Source organism: Mitsuokella apri, from assembly GCF_047974105.1.
Classification (GTDB): domain Bacteria; phylum Bacillota; class Negativicutes; order Selenomonadales; family Selenomonadaceae; genus Mitsuokella.
Genome location: NZ_JBHYRS010000002.1, coordinates 215,596 through 232,937 on the forward strand (window position 1 = coordinate 215,596; position 17,342 = coordinate 232,937).

Sequence of the window (17,342 nt, forward strand, 5' to 3'; positions counted from 1 at the left end):
AAGCCCTCCTTTATCGCACGAACAGCGTCGTAACTTGAAAATAATATTGTTTCATAGAAGCACAGCCCTGAGGCATCAGGTGGTATCCATAAGCGCAGCTTCAGCCTGCTGCGCGAAGCGTTGGATACCATATGATGCCGCCTCAATTTGCAAAAGCATATGCGAGCCTGAGGCCATGGGGCACAGCCCTAAGTGGAGCTTTGGTCTTCTGCGTGAAGAACTTATTTTTGCCAACCAGAACCCTTGCGAAAGAGCGTCCGTCCAAACGAAGTGCGTTTAGCTCTTTCGTAAGGATGCCATAAAAGGCAAAAATAAGTTTAGCAGAAGACCACGCGGAGCGTTGGCTGTGCCCCAGTGGCCGCCTCGTTTCATCGAACTCTCCCTATTTCACCACATTGAGCCGTGCAATCGTCATGTCTTCGGGCCCCGTCATCTGGCACCCCTTTTTACGCGCATATTTTATATAGGTAAGGATCTCCTCCGTAATGCGCTCCCCCGGTGCGAGAATCGGGATCCCCGGCGGGTAGCACATGACGAACTCGCTGCAGACGCGTCCGACGGTTGCCTCAAGCGGCAAAGACTCCTTCTCCGCGTAAAACGCTTCCTGCGGCCCGTAGACGACCTCGGGCTCGATGTACTCGGCCTTCAGCATCTTCGACGAATCCTTGCGGTAATTGCGCCGGATCTCCGCGAGAGCCGCGACGAGGCGTTCAATATCCTTCGGCCTGTCGCCGACTGACACATAGGCCAAAAGATTTGCGATATCGCCAAACTCCGTCTGGATGTCGTACTCATCGCGCAGAATGTCGTAGACCTCGATGCCCGCGAGCCCCGTCGGCCGCGTGAAAATCGAGAGCTTCGTCGTATCGAAGTCGAAAATCGAATCGCCGTTGATGAACTCGCGGCCGTAGGCATAATAATCGCCAATCGCGTTGATTTCCTCGCGCGCGTATTCGACAAGCGAAATGACCTTGTCAAAAATCTCCTGTCCGTGCAGCGCGAGATTGCGCCGGCTGATATCGAGACTCGAAAGCAGAAGATACGAGCCCGACGTCGTCTGCGTGATGTTGATGACCTGATGCACATAGCCCGCGTTGACATGCGGCCCGCAGAGCAGCATCGAGCTCTGCGTCAGCGACCCGCCCGACTTATGCATGCTGATAGACGCCATATCGGCCCCCGCCGCCATCGCCGAGACCGGCAGCTTATCGTGAAAGTAAAAATGCGTGCCGTGCGCCTCGTCGGCAAGCACCATCATGCCGTGCTCATGTGCGACTTTGACAATTTCCCTGAGATTCGAGCAGATGCCGTAATACGTCGGATTATTGACGAGCACGGCCTTCGCGTCCGGATGACGCCTGATGGCATCCTTGACTTCTTCAACGCGCATGCCAAGCGAAATCCCGAGCGTATGGTCCATCTGCGGATTGACATAAACCGGAATCGCGCCGCAGAGAATCAAAGCATTAATGGCACTCCGATGCACATTGCGCGGCATGATGATCTTATCGCCGCGCTTCACCGCCGTCATCACCATCGCCTGCACCGCAGACGTCGTGCCCCCGACCATAAAAAACGCATGCGCCGCGCCAAACGCCTCGGCCGCGAGCTGTTCGGCATCACGGATGACCGACACCGGGTGACAGAGATTGTCGAGCATCTTCATCGAATTCACATCGACATCAAGACACTTCTCCCCGAGAAAATCCCGCAGCTCCGGATTCCCGCGCCCTCGCTTATGCCCCGGCACATCAAACGGCACCAGCCGCGCCCGCTTCATCCGCTCCAGCGCCTCCAAAATCGGCGCACTCTCCTGCGAAAGATAACCTTTCAACGTAACTTTCACTTCCTTTATATCTTTATTTCCCTAGCGAAAAACACCTTATCTACATACGAGAAATACCTGAGAAAAATGGCTGTTCCCATAAGCGAAGCTTCAGCCTGCTGCGCGGAGCGTTGACAGCTCACCATCTCCTGCCGCCTTGCCATCCTTGTTGCGGCAGCGTGCAGCGTGCAGCCTCAAGGCCGTAGTGGGTATCCATAAGCGAAGCTTCGGCCTGCCGCGCGTAGCGTTGGATACCCGCTACGGCCGCCTTCGTTCCTCGATGTCAGTACAGATTTTTCCCGCTGTATATCTCAATCATTTCGCGCCGCAGACTGTTGCTGATCGCGAGCCTGTCCTTCGGCGGAATCTCATAGATATCGGTGTTAAAGAGATAATTCTGCAGCTTCGGCTCCTTAATGAGCATGCGCGTGTGGAAAAGATTCGCCTGATAGAGATTGATATCGACCGCATCGTAACGGTCGAGCGTCTCCTGTTTGATGAACTCCTGAATCGACCGCATTTTCGAATCCATGAAGAGCTTGCGGCCGTCGACATCGCGCGTAAAACCGCGCACGCGGTAATCCATCGTGATGATATCCGAGTCGAACTGTGCAATCAGATAATCAAGCGTCTTTAAGGGCGAAATCTCACCGCACGTCGCCACATCGATATCGACGCGGAACGTCGCGATGCTCGTGCCCGGATGGAACTCGGGGTACGTATGCACCGTGACATGACTCTTGTCGAGGTGCGCGAGAATCGTATCGCCGAGGATGGCCGACTCGACGGGCTTTTTGCGCCCCGAAGCCACGGCCTCCTCTTCGGCAATCAGCATCGTCACACTCGCCCCCTGCGGGTCGTAATCCTGTTTCGCGATATTTAGGATGCGCGCGCCAATCATCTCCGTGACCGTCGAAAGAATTTTTGTCAGACGCTCCGAGTTGTACTGCTCATCGATGTACTTGATATAATCCTGCTGTTCCCGCTCCGATTTTGCGTAACAGATATCATAAATATTGAAGCTCAATGCCTTCGTCAGGTTATTGAAGCCGTACAGCTTCAGCTTTTCCTCCAATCCGCCAAAACCTGCCTTTCCCTTTGTCATTCGTTTCTGTTTTTACGTCTTTTATGAAAATAGGCCACGGCTCTCAGAAGCCATGGCCTATCTGCTAACTTTAGCTTTATTTTAGCAAATTTTACCTGCCTGAACAAGTAAATTCTATGTTACAGAATCCCTTATAAACCGCGCAGGAATTCTTTGTCTTTTTCGCTGAGTTCCTTTTTCTCAAGCAGGTCCGGACGCTTTTCTTTCGTCATGCGCAGGGACTCTTTACGGCGCCATTCGCGGATTTTCGCGTGGTCGCCGGAGAGCAGCACCTCAGGCACGGCCATGCCCTCAAATTCGCGCGGCCGCGTGTACTGGGGGAACTCCAAAAGGCCGTCGTAGAACGAGTCAGTCGGTGCGGAATCCTCATCGCCGAGAACGCCCGGCAGCATGCGCGAGACGGCGTCCGTGATGACCATGGCCGGCAGCTCGCCGCCCGTCAGCACGAAGTCGCCAATCGAGATGGCCTCGTCCGCAAGCGGATAAATCCGCGCGTCAAAGCCCTCGTAATGGCCGCAGATAAAGACGAGCTGGTCATACTTTGCAAGTTCCTTCGCCTTTTCCTGCGTGAAGACCGGCCCCGACGGGTCCATGATCAGCACGCGGCGGTTCCCCGTAAATTCCTCGGTCCTTGCCAGCACATCGCGCACAGCGCGGTACATCGGCTCGGGCTTTAAAACCATGCCGGCCCCGCCGCCAAACGGCGAGTCATCGACGTGTTTGTGCTTGTCAAAGGAAAAATCGCGGAAATTCGTGAAGTGGATGTCGAGGATGCCGTTTTCGACCGCGCGTTTCGTGATGCTGTCGCCAAAGGGGCCTGCAAACATCTCGGGGAAAAGCGTGACCATGTCAATGCGCATCGTCCGCCTCCTCCGGAATCGTTACGACCATAATACCGCCCTTGACATCGATTTTTTTGACCACGGCCTTGAGTGCCGGAATCAAAAGCTCGCTGCCGTCCGTGCGGCGTGCCTGATAGACGTCGTTGCTGCCCGTGCGCAGGACATTTTCGACCGTGCCGAGCTCTTCGCCGCTTTCATCGAGGACCTTCAGGCCGATGATGTCAAACGTGTAGAACTCGCCCTCTTCCAAGGGAGCAGCCTCGCTGCGGTCGACCGTCAGCAGCCGGCCCGTCAGGCGCATCGCGTCCTCGCGCACCGGATATTCGCGGAATTTCAGCAGGACGAACTGCTTGTGGTATTTGCAGCTCTCGATGTGCAGCAGCTCATCGCCGACCATGACTTCCTTCATGCCGGCAAAGCGGTCCGTAAAATCCGTCAGCGGGATGATGCGCATCTCGCCGTGGATGCCGTGGGCGGCACCGACTTTGCCAATCGTCACGCGGTTTTTCATGTCGATTTTCGGCTGCTGGCCCTTTTTCGAAGCTTTGAGGCCCCTGTTATTAGCCGCGGATGGCGATAATCTTGTCATCTTCCACCAGCACTTCCACGTTCATGAGCTCGCGCATGTCGTCGCCAACTTTGACCTCGACCTGACGCTCGAGCGTGCCCTGTACGATTTCCGAACCGATTTTGAGTTTTTCCGTCTTTTCCTTCTGGGCAAGAGCCTGCTCGCGGTACTCGGCGCGCTTCTGCTGCTCCTGACCGAAATGCTGCTGAATGGCACCTAAACGCTGGATTTCCTGCGGCGTCGGCTCGTCCGGATTAGCCGGGCCGTTCTCGTCGAGGACGCGTTTTTCCTGAATGCGGAGCTGCTGAATCTCGAGCTCGGCGCGCTGGATGCCCTCATCGAGGTCCTTGATCATTTTCTCTTTGAGCTTTTCCGTGACTTTTGCCTTGATCGTCACCGGCATCTTGAGCGAAATCGTGTTCATAATCTGCCTCTTTTCTGCTATATAAATAGGTAAGCATATAAAAAGCGGCAAAGCCCTCTTTCCTGTACTTATGTACAGCGGGGCGATGCCGCTTCTCTTTAAATAATCTCAACCGAGACTTTTTTGTTCTCCCGGGTGGCTGCGGCCTTGACAACTGTACGCATGGCTTTCGCGATGCGTCCCTGACGGCCGATGACCTTACCCATATCATCCTCAGCCACGTGGAGGTCAAGTTCGACCTCACGGCCCTGCTGTTTTTCTTCCACGCGAACATCTTCGGGATGATCTACCAAGGACTTTGCGATAACTTCAACAAGTTCTTTCATGCTGCAAGCCTCTCTTAGTTCTTAGCGTTCTTTGCTTCAGCGAACTTAGCCATAAGGCCCTGTTTGCTGAGGAGATTCTTAACGGTATCGGTCGGCTGAGCACCTTTGTTCATCCAATCGAGAACCTTATCCTCGTCAACGTTGACGACTGCCGGATTCTGGGACGGATCGTAGTTACCGAGAACCTCGATGAAACGACCATCACGCGGAGAGCGGGAGTCAGCGACAACAATGCGATAGAACGGATTCTTCTTTGCACCCATACGGTTCAGACGAATCTTTACTGCCATGTGAATTCACCACCTTTCAAATGGGATAAAAATTATAAATCAATGCATGAACGGCAGTTTCGGAAGACCGAGGCCGCCGAGATTCGGCATGCCTTTCTTGCCCTTCTGCATCTTTTTCATTTTCTTCATCATCTTTTTCATTTCGCCGAACTGCTTTAAAAGCTTGTTAACGTCCTGCACGCGCGTGCCGGAGCCCATCGCGATGCGTTTGCGGCGGCTGCCGTTGATGATGTTGATGTTGGCGCGCTCTTTCGGTGTCATCGACTTGATGATGGCCTCAATCTGGCGCATTTCCTTGCCGTCGAGGTCGATGTCCTGACCGGCAAGCTGCTTTTTGAGCCCGCCCATGCCCGGAATCAGGCCGAGGATGTTGTCGAGCGAGCCGAGTTTCTTGACCTGCTGCATCTGCGAGAGGAAGTCATCGAGCGTGAACTCGTCCTTGCGAAGCTTCTTCTCCATCTTCTTGGCTTCTTCCATGTCGAAAGTCGCCTGAGCCTTTTCGACGAGCGACAGGACATCGCCCATGCCGAGGATGCGCGAGGCCATGCGGTCTGGATGGAATGGCTCGAGCGGCTCGAGCTTCTCGCCAAGACCGATGAACTTAATCGGTACGCCGGTGACGGCTTTGACGGAAAGTGCGGCACCGCCGCGGGCATCGCCGTCGAGCTTCGTCATGACGACGCCGTCGAGGCCGAGCGTCTCGTTGAACGTCTGTGCGACATTGACGGATTCCTGACCGGTCATCGCGTCGACGACGAGCAGGATTTCATGCGGATGAACCTCGGACTTGATGTCCTTAAGCTCCTGCATGAGTTTTTCGTCAATCTGCAGGCGGCCGGCCGTATCGATGATGACGACATCGCAGGCATGCGACTGCGAGTAGTCAATCGAGCTTTTCGCAATCGTCACGGCATCCGTGCCCTGCTCCATCGAGAAGACGGGGATGTCTAATTGTTTGCCGAGGACCTGCAGCTGCGTGATGGCGGCCGGACGATAAATATCGGCGGCGACGAGCAGCGGACGCTTGCCCTGTTTCTTGAGGGCCAGGCCGAGCTTGCCGGCAGACGTCGTCTTGCCGGCGCCCTGCAGACCCACCATCATGATGATTGTCGGAGGCTTCGGGCTCATGTTGATGCGGCTCTGTGTGCCGCCCATGAGCTTCGTGAGCTCTTCATCGACAATCTTGATGACGACCTGTGCCGGCGTCAGCGTCTCGAGGACATCCTGACCAATCGCGCGTTCCTTGACGGTCTTGATGAACTGTTTGACTACTTTAAAGTTGACATCGGCTTCGAGCAGAGCCATGCGCACATCGCGCATCGCTTCATTGACATCGTCCTCCGTCAGCTTGCCATGGCCGCGAAGTTTCTTGAAAGTCGCCTGAAGCCTGTCCGATAAGCTTTCAAAAATCACAAATCATACCTCCTGGCCACTTCTGAAACTTACTGCTGGACTTTTGCGGCAGGAGAATCTCTCAATTCCCCTGCGACAGAGCGGTGCTGCTGCCGAGAAGCGGCACAAGGCGCGCGAGGACATCGTCAACCGTCTGGCTGTTTTTTTCCGTCCTGAGTCCTTGAATGCTCTTGCAGGCAGCGGCCAGCACGGCGCGTTCCCGCTGATACCGCGCGACCAGCCCGAGCTTCTCTTCGTAAGATTCCATGGCCTTTTCAGAGCGATGGATGTTGTCGTAGACGGCCTGACGGGATATCCCGAGTTCTTCGCCAATCTCCGACAGGGAAAAATCCTCAAAGAGATGCATCTTGAGGCATTCCTGCTGCTTCTCTGTCAAGAGCGCCCCGTAAAAGTCAAACAGCGCCGACAAATATAAAAGCTGCTCCATCCTGCCCCACCTTAATCATAATATCGTGCCAAGGCTTTTTGCTTGACATACGTTATTATAGCGGAGCCTGCAGGCTCTGTCAAGCATTTTTCCTTGTCACAATAAAAAAAGTCAAAAAAAGACTGCCGCGAAAGTCAGATTCGCAGCAGTCTCCGAAATTTTCTATGTATCGAGGTGCCCTTGGGACATAGCCAACGCTACGCGCAGCAGGCTGAAGCTTCGCTTATGGCTATACCCCAATGGCCTTACTTCTCAGCCACTCAGTTGCCTAGGTGCTTGGGCTATCAGATTTTCTGAATAAGAACCATATCAGGCTTCACCGATGATACGGACTTCCGGGTGCAGCATGACGCCGTGCTTGGCGTAGACGCGCTGCTGGACCTCGTGAATGAGGCCGCGGACGTCGGCTGCCGTGGCCTCGCCCGTCGCGTTGACGACAAAACCCGCGTGTTTCGTCGAGACCTGCGCGCCGCCGACCTGCAGGCCCTTGAGACCCGTTTCCTGAATCAGGGTGCCGGCAAAATAGCCTTTCGGGCGCTTGAACGTGCTGCCCGCACTCGGCATCTCGAGCGGCTGCTTGCTCTCGCGGCGCTCGGTGAAGTCGTCCATCTTCGCGCGGATGGCCTTCATGTCGCCCTCTTTTAAGAGCAGCTCGACTTCGACGATGGCCTCGCCGTTGTCCTGGAAGCGGCTGTGGCGGTAGCCGAGTTCGAGTTCATCGCGGCTGTACGTGTGGATCTTGCCCTCGCGGTCGACCGTGCGCACGACGTCGGCGACATTCTTCATCTCACCGTCATAGGCGCCGGCGTTCATGAAAATCGCACCGCCGATGCTGCCCGGAATGCCGCAGGCGAATTCGAGGCCCGTAAGGCCATTCTGGGCGGCAGCTTCCGAGACGTCCTTTAAAAGTGCGCCGGCACCCGCGATGATGCGGTTTCCTTCGTGGCGGATTTTGGCCATCGGGCGCGCAAATTTCACGACGACACCGCGGATGCCCTTGTCCTGTACGAGCACATTCGAGCCATTGCCGAGAATCGTCAGCGGCAGCTTGTACTCGTGCACGAGCGCAAGCACCTTCTCTGTTTCCTCAAGTGAAGCGGGGAAAATCAGGCAGTCCGCCGGGCCGCCAATCTTGAACGTCGTATGCAGCTTCATCGGCTCATCGAGACGAAAGCGGTTCGGCTCGACAAAGGCCCTGCATTTTTCTACAAAATTCTTATCGATCATCTATCGTCATCCTATCTTTTTCTGTAACAAAAGCCTTTTCCTTCTATTATAATAGCGTATCCCCGAGGAAAAGACTAGATATGAAGTCCCGGCCCCTCTTCTGCGAGGTTCGCGAAGTCGAGCTGGCGCATGGCCTCGTAGGCCACGACGGCCACGGAGTTCGAGAGGTTCAGCGAACGTGCCTGTGCAATCATCGGAATGCGCACGCAGCGGTCCCAGTTGGCCTTGAGAATGGTCTCGGGGATGCCCGCGGATTCCTTGCCAAAGACCAGCATGTCATTCATCGTATACGAGACTTCCGTATACGAACGCGGGGCCTTCGTCGAGAGATAATAAAAATTATGGCCGGCGTAAAGTTTCTGGACCTCTTCAAAATTATCATGGTAATGGACCTTCACGAGCGGCCAGTAGTCAAGGCCGGCGCGCTTTAAGTGCTTGTCATCCGTCGAAAAGCCGAGCGGCCTTACGAGATGGAGCTCGATGCCCGTGCCGGCACAGAGACGCGCGATATTGCCCGTGTTGCCAGGGATTTCCGGTTCAATCAGTACGATATGCAATGGTGTTACACCTCGAATTAATCTAATTTTTATAACCACATTATTATAGCGAATCCCGCCATAAATTACAAGACTGCTTCCATTGTTGTACTTTTTAGGCCCTGTTCATTTGCTGACCATAAAAGGTCCTCGAATGACCTTGCCGCGCGTTTCCGCTTCTGCTGTTTCTCTTGTTTCTGTCGTTTCTGCCGATTTTGCGGTTTTGCGCATGTCGGCCCACTCCCTGCGGGGAGAACGGCCCGCGCCGGCCTGCAGGAGTTCGCTCATATTGAACTTCTGCAGCTGGCTCTTCAAGGTGCCGGTTTTGCGGGCACGGCGAAGCTTCTCCGCGAGCAGCATAAGGGCCCTGTCTTCGATTTCTGAGAGATTCGCATTGTGCTGGCGGCCGAGGCCGAGCTCAGACGCGAGGCCGATCCTGCGCAGATAATCTCCGAGCACGCCGCGCGCAAAGGCAAAAGCCATGCGTTCATGAAGGCGGACTGCTGCACGTACCATGATTCCGTCCAACCGTCCATCGAAGTTTGCATGTTTCATCATAAACACTCCCCTTGATGAATCAGAATCATCTTTTTTGCAACGTTTTCCAATTTCTCTATTTCGTGCTGCAATGAAAAAAATCCTGCCGGAAATCTTTTTCTGACAGGATTTTTCTTATATTTATGCGGATTTCGTGCTTATTTCATTTTTGTGCGCAGTTCCACAAAGAAGGTCGTGCCCTTGCCGAGTTCGCTCTGAATCCAGATGCGTCCCTTGTGCAGGTGGACGATTTCCTGCGCGATGGCGAGGCCGAGGCCGTTGCCGCCCATTTCGCGCGAACGGGCCTTGTCGACGCGGTAGAAGCGGTCAAAGACGCGGGCCTGGTCTTCTTTGGCGATGCCGATGCCCGTATCGCTGACGGCAAAACGGACCTTGCCCTTTTCCGTGTTTTCATAGCGCACGCGTACCTTGCCGCCCTCCGGCGTGTACTTGACGGCGTTGTCGACGAGAATCAGCACGAGCTGACGGATTTTCTGCTCATCGGCCTGAATCTCGACCTTAGGCAGACGCGCGGCCTGCAGGTCAATCTTCTTCTGGTCGGCCAGAGGCTGCATGAGCCTTGCCGTCTGCTCGATGAGCGATGAGAGGTTGAATTTCTGCGGCTTGAGCTTCAGTGCCTTGTTGTCGCTGCGCGCCACGACTAAGAGGTCACTGACGAGCTTTGTCATCTTCTTGACCTCATCGCGCACGTCCTCAATGACCTGCTTTAAAAACGGCGACTGGATAGAGGGGTCGTTCTGCAAAAGGTCGGCCGAAGCCATGACAACAGCTAAAGGCGTCCTGAGCTCATGCGAGGCATCGGCCGCAAACTGCCGCTGCTTTTCGTAAGCCTGTTTTAAGGGAATCATGGCCTTGCCTGACAAAATGTGGCCGACGACCATCGCGATGAGCAGGGCGACGGCCCCGAGGAATGCCAGGGCATACGTCGCCTTTTCCATGCCGTTGTACATGGCCGTGACATCCTTGCCGACATAGACAGTCTGCGTGGCATTGCCCTCATCGTCGCGGACCTGCTGTGCCGTCATCATGATGCGCGCCTTGCGCGTGTTTTCCGTGCCCTGCTTGCTGTAGACCGTGACCTCGCCCGGCGTCACCTTGTTCTGCGCAATCGTGTCGAGGATAAAGGGCTCGATGCGAAACGATGCGCGGGCAAAGTTCAGGAGCCGCCCGTCCTCGTCAAAGACATAGAAAAACAGGCGGTCATTCGTGCTCTTGTAGGCAATCGTATCGTCGAGCACGATTTCCGGATGCTGGTTGAAATACTCCTGTGCCTCTGCGACATTGCTGGCCGTATCCTGAAGTTCGCGGGCCTGCTCCGACGTGATGGACCATTCCATCGTCTTATGCATCGCAAAAAGCAGGACCACGAGGAAAATGATCATGACGATCGAGTACAGGATAGTCAGTTTGCGCCGGCTGCTGCCGAAGATATTCTGCGCCATCAGCTCTTGGCCTCCAGTTTATAGCCGACGCCGCGCACCGTCTTGATGACCGTGCCGCCGTCGCCGAGGTCGAGCTTTTTGCGCAGGATCTTCATGTACGAATCGATGTTGTTCGAGCTGACATCCGACTCGAGGCCCCAGATACGGTCGAGGATGATGTCGCGCGGCACGACGATGCCGATATTCTGCGCGAGCAGGTCAAAAATCTGGAATTCGCGCGGCGAGAGCTGGATGACCTTGTCCTTCTTTTTCAGGACCTTGGCCGTGCGGTTCAGCGTGAATTCGCCGACTTCCACGACATCCTGCTGGATTTTCTGCGTGCTGCGGCGGCCGAGGGCGCGCAGGCGGGCCATGAGCTCCGCAAATTCAAACGGCTTGACGAGATAATCGTCGGCACCGGCGTCGAGTCCCGTCACGCGGTCCTCGACGGAATCGCGCGCCGTCAGCATCAGAATGGCCTTTTCGTAGCCGTTCTTGCGCAGGCGGCTGCAGGCCTCGACGCCCGTCTCGCCCGGCATCATCCAATCGAGAATCAGGATGTCGTAATCCGTGTACATCGCGTATTCGTAAATATCGCTGCCGTTCGTCACCCATTCGACCTGAATGCCATTCTGTTCCAACATATACTGGATAAGCTTTCCGAGACGCTTGTCGTCCTCTGCCAGCAAAACCCGCATCACAATCACTCCCCAAGATAATCATTCTTCTATTATATATACACGCCTTCTGTGAAAAAAGACTGAAGCCCTGAAAGCCATAGGGCCTTCAGGACTTCAAAATTTACATATTATATGCCGGCAGAAAGGGATTTTCCTGCCTGAGAAACATCGGCCGTGCCGTCTTGGAAGCGTTCGATGTATTCCGCAACGGGAATGGGCTGTGAGAAATAAAAGCCCTGAAAAATATCGCAGCCAATCGCCGTGAGGTCACGGACCTGCTGCTCCGTCTCCACGCCTTCGACGACTGTCGGCATGCCGAGCTCGCTGGCCAGCGCAATGACGGATTTTAAAATGATGCGGCTGCGCTCCTGATGCTCCGTCTTGTGCAGAAAGCCCATATCAATCTTTAAAATATCGGCCTGAATGTCCTTTAAAAAGCTCAGGCTCGAATAGCCGCTGCCAAAATCATCGATGGCGATGACAAAGCCGTATTCCTTGAGACGGCGTATCAGGGAAATCGCCTCTTTCGGCTTGTCCATGAAGACCGTCTCCGTGATTTCAAGCTCGAGTTTCTCAGGCGGAATCTCGTATTCCTCGACGAGGTCCGTGAAAATCCCATAAAGGTCCAGATAATACATATCCTTGACCGAGATATTGACGGAAATATAGCGGTCCGCCAGTTCCGTATGCTGCCAGGACTTCAAAAGGCGGCAGGCCTCGCGCCAGACATAGTAGTCGAGCTGCCAGATTTTGCCGTGTTCTTCGAGAATCGGCACGAAGAGATTCGGCGGAATGATGCGGCCGTCCCCGCGGAGCCAGCGCGACAGGGCCTCAGCCCCAAGCACGCGGTGCGTCTTCGCGTCGACCTGTGCCTGCAGGAAAATCTGCACCTCGTCGTTCTTCAATGCATCTTCAAAGCGGCTCAGGATGGCGCGGTCGCGAATCCTGTTCGACATCATATTCTCCGAATACCAGACATAGCCGTTGCTCTCCTGCCCCTTCAGCATACTCGCGGCGAGAAATGCCCGGTCGCAGAGCACGGAAATCGGCGTCAGCGCATCTTCAATCCGGCAGATGCCGATGGTAATCTGCAGGTCAAAGCGGATTTCCCGCTGGCCGTGCACGATATTTTCAATTTCCTTCAGGAAAGCATCGGGGTCAAAGAGTTTATCCGGCACCATCATGGCAAAGCGGTCCGCGCGGATGCGGCCGTACGCCGTGCGCGTGTCGCCTCCATAGTGCTTGCGCAGCATCGCGCCCACGCGCATCAAAAGCTCATTGCCCTTTGTCATGCCGTAAAGGCCGTTCAAGAGCTTGAAATCACCGAAATTCGAGCAGACCATCAGGTATTTTTCGTCCGGATACTGCTCGAGATTCTTGCGGGCCTGACGGTAGAAACCGTATTTGTTGTAAATGCCCATGAGTCCGTCGTGCATCGTGCCAAAATGCTCGAGGTCCATATTCTTCTGGTCCTGCGTGCAGTCGCTGATGAGAAAGTACGTGCCAATATCCTTTCCCTGGGCATCGTTGAGCGGATACCGGCAGATTTGAAAGACAGCGGCATCCGGCTTGCCGCCGTACTTTTGAATCCAGGTCGCCGCATCCGAAGAAGAAAACGTCCCCTGCTGGAACCATTCGCGCAGAATTTTGCCGAGCTTCTCCAAATCATCCTGCACGCCAAACAGGCGGAAGGCCTCGCTGTTCGCGTAAATGCACTCGTGCTCGAGATTAAACCAGATCATGCCGGTCGGCAGATTCTGCATCAAGGTGCGCAGGGCCTCGGCAAACGATTGGGCGTCAATGCCCTCATGCAGCACAGCATGGTGATTGTCCTTGGTCATGCCCTTTCCCTTCTCGATGCGCAGCATCTCGATGACACACGGAAAAACCGCGCCGTCCTCGCGCAGAATCTCAATGAGCCGCGAGATGATGTAGTAAAGGTCCCCGTCCTTAATTTCGGTCTTGCGAAGTTCCATGCCCGTCTTCAGGGCCCGAAGGCTCGTGCAGTTGCGGCAGCGGTTCGTGCTGCGCCAGACGGAGTAACAGTTCGGCCCGTAATGATACGAACGGTCTTTGCCGACCTGAAAGGTATGGCACTCCTCCGGATTCACCAGCCGGACTAAATCGTATTTTTTGCGCAAGGCTTCGAACTCTGCCTCGACATCGCGTTCATGAATCTGCCTGTTCATGGGCGTCTCCCCCGCTCTCTGTTCTTCCTGCTGATTCTCTGCTATGTTATCTATGTTATCTTTTGCCTCTGTTTTATCCATCTCATCCATGTTAACGCATCCCCAAACAGGCCATGCAGTCTCTTAAACATCCCCAAATAAAAGAAACCGTACCTCATGGCAAAGATTTCATTCTTTCATTATAAAATTCATATATATTACAATTCGTTCTTTCAATTCGTTCTTTCCTGCAGAAATCCTGCCTTTTATGCAAAAAAAGCAGGCCACCTTCAGCAATGGCCTGCTTTGTGCCGTTTCTATATTGATTTTAAATGCGCCGGAATGTCAGTGCGGCCATCAGGGCTTCGAGCAGGACAAGGCCGGCCAAAAGGCAGAACGCGGCCAAAAGGCTGGTCTGATGCGCGAAAAAGCCGATGACGGCAGGGCCTGCGAGGATGCCGAGGTAGCCGAGCGTGCTGACAGCCGGCACGGCGAGGTTAATCGGCATATCATGCTGACGGCCGAGCATCGTGTAGAAGACAGGCACGACATTGGCACTGCCGATGCCGATGCAGAAAAAGCCCGCAAAGAGCAAAAATGCATTCGGCGTGAGAATGACGAGCAGAAAGCCCAGAAACGCCAGCGCGCAGCCGCCGATGATGATGACTTTTTGGCCAAAACGCTGCACGAGACGGTCGCCGAACAGGCGCATGATGAGCATCGCCGCGGAAAAGACCGTAAAGGCCGTGCCCGCAAGCGACAGGTCAAAGCCGCGCACCGTCGTCAAAAAGACGCCGCCCCAGTCCATCATAGCGCCTTCGACGAGGAAAGCGATGCAGGCGATGATGCCGACAAAGACGACGATGCCGTGGGGCATGGCCAGCAGCTTGCCGCCCGGGTCGCCGCCAAAGTTGAGATGATGGCGCGCGGCGATGGCCGTCACGAGAATCATAATGCCCGAAGCGATGAGCGTCGAAGCCATCGGCGTGAGGCCTAGCATGCTGACCCAGACGCCGAAAAGTCCGGCCCCGACAAAGCCGCCGATGCTCCAGAGCGCGTGCATGCCGCTCATAAGGCGGCGTCCCGAAGCCTTCTCGACGATGACGGCCTGAATGTTGACCACGGAATCGATGCTGCCCATCACGGCGCCAAAAAACAGCAAGGCCGGCACCGCGCTCCAAAAAGAAGGCACAAGGCAGAGAATCGGCAGCATCAGGGCCATGAGAACCCCTGCTGTCGTCAGTACCCTGCGGCAGCCGAATTTTGCGGCCAAAGCGCCTGAAAGCGGCATCGTCAGCAGCGAACCGATGCCGATGCAGAGAAGCAGCAGGCCGAGTGTGTCCTCGGCAATGGCCAGGCGCTGCTTTAAAAGAGGCACGAGCGGTGCCCACGAGGCCGAGCCGAAGCCGCCGACAAAAAACAACGCCCTTGTCGACCACTGCTCGGGCACGCCGATTGTGCTTGTTTCAACTGTATGATTTTCCTTTGCTTCCATAAAAAGTTTCTCAAATACTCCTTTGCTTTCTATTTTTTATGCAGGTCGACGCGCACATCGTAGAACGTGCTGCCGTCGGCTTCGTCCGTCAGCCTCTGCGATGTCAGGACGTTGACGGAATGCTCCCCCTTGACGCGTTCCTGCCACCAGACGCCCTCGCTGACAACCTGCCCTTTGCTTGTGCACGTCGAGATTTTGGCCGTGAAGTCGGCACTGCCGCGCTCATTGGCAAGGGTTACGGTCTCGCCGTCATGGACATCAAAGCGGGCGGCGTCCTCGGGATGAATGAATAAGAGCATCGTCTGCCCTTTTGTGAGTTCATCGCGCTCGTTAAATGACGAATCGAGGATGCGCATATCGGGGGCATTGACGAAAGCCAGCTCGCCCTTGTCCTCCGCAAGAGGCAGGTAATCGGGCAGAGCCGGCGTCAGTTCGTCATTGCGAATTTCGATTTTGCCCGACTTCGTCGCAAACGACGTATTGTAGTCGGCAGGCAGGGTGAGCGGAGTCGGTCTGCCCGATTTTAAGAGTTCCCTGTCGACGGGCTCCGGCCAGACCGAGGTCGTCGCGATGAGTTTTTCGACGAGGTCTTTCGCCGACTGCCGGTAAAACGGGTCTTCGATGCCCATCGCGCGGGCCAGAGCACAGGCGACTTCCCAGTTTGAACGGCTCTCGCCGACGGGCGGAATGGCCTGAAAGCCGCACTGAATCGTGTAATTGCCGTAAGAATAATACGCATCGTCGTGTTCAAGCGAAGTCGTGGCCGGCAGGACGATGTCGGCATAGCGCGCCGTATCCGTCAAAAAACGCTCGTGTACGACCGTAAAGAGATTTTCGCGGCTAAGCCCTTTGATTACTTGATTCTGGTCGGGAGCCGTGCACGCGGGATTCGACGAATAGACATAGAGGCTGCGGATGCTGTCATCGCGCGTCAGGGCCTCGCCAATCCGGCACATATTGACGACGCGCCTGCCCGCCTGCCGCCACTCGGGATGACGGACAATGCTCTTGTCATAGGCCTTCGAAGCACTGGCCGAGGTCAAAAGGCCGCCGCCCTGTTTGCCCCAGGCCCCGACAACGGCGGGCAGGCAGGTGATGAGGCGCGAGGTCATAGCGCCGTTGCGGTAGCGCGACTGACCGCTGCCGAGCCTTATAAACGGGGCTTTTGCCTGGCCGTACATCCTCGCAAGCTCTATGACTGTCTCAGCCGGCACGCCCGTCAGCTCTTCCGTCTTCTCCGGCGTGTACTTCGGCAGAATTTCGCGGCGCAGCTCTTCCCAGCCAATGACATTTTGAGCAAGAAAAGACTCGTCCGTAAGATTTTCGCGTGCCAAGACGTGCATCAGGCCGAGGGCCAGCGCGCCATCCGTGCCGGGACGCACGGCGATAAAGCAGTCGGCCCATGCGGCTGTTTTATTTTTGTACGTGTCGATGCAGTAAATCTTCGCGCCATTTTGCCGCGCAGTCTTTAAATCATGCTGAAAATGAATATCCGTCGCCAGCATGTGGATGCTCCAAAGAATGATGAAGTCGCTTTTCTGTGCTTCCTGCGGCGCCGTCGGCAGCGTGCGTCCCATGACATCCTGAAAGCCCCTGCCCTTGGCCGGCGCGCAGATGGTCCGATCAAGCTCCGAGGCGCCGAGTTTATAGAAAAGACCGTGATAGGCATCGTGCTGGACAATGCCCATCGTGCCGGCATACGAATACGGCAGGATGGCCTCCGCGCCGTATTCTTTGATGATATGCCGCCACTTGTCCGCGATGATTTTCAAGGCCTCATCCCAGGAAAGCGGCGCAAACTCGCCGCTGCCCTTTTTCCCCACGCGGCGCAGGGGCGTCGTCAGGCGGCGCGGCGAATGGACCGTCCGTTCGTAATGGGCCATCTTCGGGCAGAGCGTGCCGCGCGTAAACGGATGGTCAGGGTCTCCTGCCACGCGGATGACGCGCCCATCCTCCACCGTCACCAAAAGACCGCAGGCATCCGGGCAGTCGTATGGGCAGACTGAGGTACAAATATGCATAATTATCACTCCAGAA

17 protein-coding genes are annotated in these 17,342 nt (G+C 55.5%); all 17 read right to left on the reverse strand.

The genetic code is table 11. The annotated features are described in order from the left end of the window. Positions 1-382: 382 nt before the first annotated feature. Positions 383-1,834 carry an aminotransferase class I/II-fold pyridoxal phosphate-dependent enzyme gene (locus ACE419_RS03970; protein WP_435721086.1) on the reverse strand — a complete coding sequence of 484 codons (1,452 nt, stop codon included), beginning with the start codon at positions 1,832-1,834 and terminating at the stop codon, positions 383-385. A gap of 274 nt (positions 1,835-2,108) precedes the next feature. Then, positions 2,109-2,900, reverse strand: coding sequence for an adenosylmethionine decarboxylase (gene speD / locus ACE419_RS03975; RefSeq protein WP_432648497.1), 792 nt, complete (start codon positions 2,898-2,900; stop codon positions 2,109-2,111). Positions 2,901-3,061: 161 nt separating this feature from the next. Then, a complete protein-coding gene (gene trmD, locus ACE419_RS03980) occupies positions 3,062-3,790 on the reverse strand; it encodes a tRNA (guanosine(37)-N1)-methyltransferase TrmD (RefSeq protein WP_435721088.1) in 729 nt (242 codons plus the stop codon). Next, positions 3,780-4,361: a ribosome maturation factor RimM gene (gene rimM, locus ACE419_RS03985; protein WP_435721089.1), complete on the reverse strand. Its 582-nt coding sequence runs from the start codon at positions 4,359-4,361 to the stop codon at positions 3,780-3,782. Before rimM ends, trmD begins: the two co-directional genes overlap by 11 nt. Beyond that, positions 4,333-4,764 (reverse strand): YlqD family protein, encoded by a 432-nt coding sequence (locus ACE419_RS03990; RefSeq protein WP_432648398.1) that lies wholly within the window; start codon positions 4,762-4,764, stop codon positions 4,333-4,335. The genes rimM and ACE419_RS03990 overlap by 29 nt, the downstream gene beginning before the upstream one ends. 98 nt (positions 4,765-4,862) lie before the next feature. Further along, a complete protein-coding gene (locus ACE419_RS03995) occupies positions 4,863-5,090 on the reverse strand; it encodes a KH domain-containing protein (protein WP_432648397.1) in 228 nt (75 codons plus the stop codon). A 14-nt stretch (positions 5,091-5,104) separates the two neighbouring features. Continuing rightward, on the reverse strand, positions 5,105-5,380 hold the full coding sequence (rpsP, locus tag ACE419_RS04000) for a 30S ribosomal protein S16 (protein WP_432648396.1): 276 nt from the start codon (positions 5,378-5,380) through the stop codon (positions 5,105-5,107). A gap of 39 nt (positions 5,381-5,419) precedes the next feature. Further along, entirely contained in the window at positions 5,420-6,793 is a 1,374-nt protein-coding gene (gene ffh, locus ACE419_RS04005) for a signal recognition particle protein (RefSeq protein WP_432648453.1), read from the reverse strand. Between the two features lie 61 nt (positions 6,794-6,854). Beyond that, positions 6,855-7,220 carry a YlxM family DNA-binding protein gene (gene ylxM, locus ACE419_RS04010; protein ID WP_432648452.1) on the reverse strand — a complete coding sequence of 122 codons (366 nt, stop codon included), beginning with the start codon at positions 7,218-7,220 and terminating at the stop codon, positions 6,855-6,857. A gap of 309 nt (positions 7,221-7,529) precedes the next feature. Next, positions 7,530-8,447 (reverse strand): UDP-N-acetylmuramate dehydrogenase, encoded by a 918-nt coding sequence (murB, locus tag ACE419_RS04015; protein ID WP_435721090.1) that lies wholly within the window; start codon positions 8,445-8,447, stop codon positions 7,530-7,532. A gap of 74 nt (positions 8,448-8,521) precedes the next feature. Next, positions 8,522-9,004: a tRNA (uridine(34)/cytosine(34)/5-carboxymethylaminomethyluridine(34)-2'-O)-methyltransferase TrmL gene (gene trmL / locus ACE419_RS04020; RefSeq protein ID WP_432647596.1), complete on the reverse strand. Its 483-nt coding sequence runs from the start codon at positions 9,002-9,004 to the stop codon at positions 8,522-8,524. Positions 9,005-9,109: 105 nt separating this feature from the next. Then, the gene (locus ACE419_RS04025; RefSeq protein WP_432647595.1) at positions 9,110-9,541 is read right to left on the reverse strand and encodes a hypothetical protein; all 432 of its coding nucleotides are present in this window, start codon (positions 9,539-9,541) and stop codon (positions 9,110-9,112) included. Positions 9,542-9,678: 137 nt separating this feature from the next. Further along, entirely contained in the window at positions 9,679-10,983 is a 1,305-nt protein-coding gene (locus ACE419_RS04030; RefSeq protein ID WP_432647594.1) for a sensor histidine kinase, read from the reverse strand. After that, the gene (locus ACE419_RS04035; RefSeq protein WP_435721091.1) at positions 10,983-11,660 is read right to left on the reverse strand and encodes a response regulator transcription factor; all 678 of its coding nucleotides are present in this window, start codon (positions 11,658-11,660) and stop codon (positions 10,983-10,985) included. The genes ACE419_RS04030 and ACE419_RS04035 overlap by 1 nt, the downstream gene beginning before the upstream one ends. 110 nt (positions 11,661-11,770) lie before the next feature. Continuing rightward, entirely contained in the window at positions 11,771-13,831 is a 2,061-nt protein-coding gene (locus tag ACE419_RS04040) for an EAL domain-containing protein (RefSeq protein WP_435721092.1), read from the reverse strand. A gap of 307 nt (positions 13,832-14,138) precedes the next feature. Then, positions 14,139-15,305 carry an MFS transporter gene (locus tag ACE419_RS04045; protein ID WP_435721093.1) on the reverse strand — a complete coding sequence of 389 codons (1,167 nt, stop codon included), beginning with the start codon at positions 15,303-15,305 and terminating at the stop codon, positions 14,139-14,141. Between the two features lie 29 nt (positions 15,306-15,334). After that, complete coding sequence (locus ACE419_RS04050; RefSeq protein ID WP_435721094.1) at positions 15,335-17,326, reverse strand: molybdopterin-dependent oxidoreductase; 1,992 nt, start codon at positions 17,324-17,326, stop codon at positions 15,335-15,337. Positions 17,327-17,342: the final 16 nt, after the last annotated feature.

Coding starts and splice junctions, on each gene's coding strand:
- murB (WP_435721090.1), bottom strand. CDS start 8,447: ATGATCGATAAGAATTTTGTAGAAAAATGCAGGGCCTTTGTCGAGCCG.
- ACE419_RS04035 (WP_435721091.1), bottom strand. CDS start 11,660: ATGCGGGTTTTGCTGGCAGAGGACGACAAGCGTCTCGGAAAGCTTATC.
- ACE419_RS03995 (WP_432648397.1), bottom strand. CDS start 5,090: ATGAAAGAACTTGTTGAAGTTATCGCAAAGTCCTTGGTAGATCATCCC.
- rimM (WP_435721089.1), bottom strand. CDS start 4,361: ATGACAAGATTATCGCCATCCGCGGCTAATAACAGGGGCCTCAAAGCT.
- ACE419_RS04045 (WP_435721093.1), bottom strand. CDS start 15,305: ATGGAAGCAAAGGAAAATCATACAGTTGAAACAAGCACAATCGGCGTG.
- ACE419_RS03990 (WP_432648398.1), bottom strand. CDS start 4,764: ATGAACACGATTTCGCTCAAGATGCCGGTGACGATCAAGGCAAAAGTC.
- ACE419_RS04025 (WP_432647595.1), bottom strand. CDS start 9,541: ATGATGAAACATGCAAACTTCGATGGACGGTTGGACGGAATCATGGTA.
- ACE419_RS04050 (WP_435721094.1), bottom strand. CDS start 17,326: ATGCATATTTGTACCTCAGTCTGCCCATACGACTGCCCGGATGCCTGC.
- ACE419_RS04040 (WP_435721092.1), bottom strand. CDS start 13,831: ATGAACAGGCAGATTCATGAACGCGATGTCGAGGCAGAGTTCGAAGCC.
- trmD (WP_435721088.1), bottom strand. CDS start 3,790: ATGCGCATTGACATGGTCACGCTTTTCCCCGAGATGTTTGCAGGCCCC.
- ylxM (WP_432648452.1), bottom strand. CDS start 7,220: ATGGAGCAGCTTTTATATTTGTCGGCGCTGTTTGACTTTTACGGGGCG.
- rpsP (WP_432648396.1), bottom strand. CDS start 5,380: ATGGCAGTAAAGATTCGTCTGAACCGTATGGGTGCAAAGAAGAATCCG.
- ACE419_RS04030 (WP_432647594.1), bottom strand. CDS start 10,983: ATGGCGCAGAATATCTTCGGCAGCAGCCGGCGCAAACTGACTATCCTG.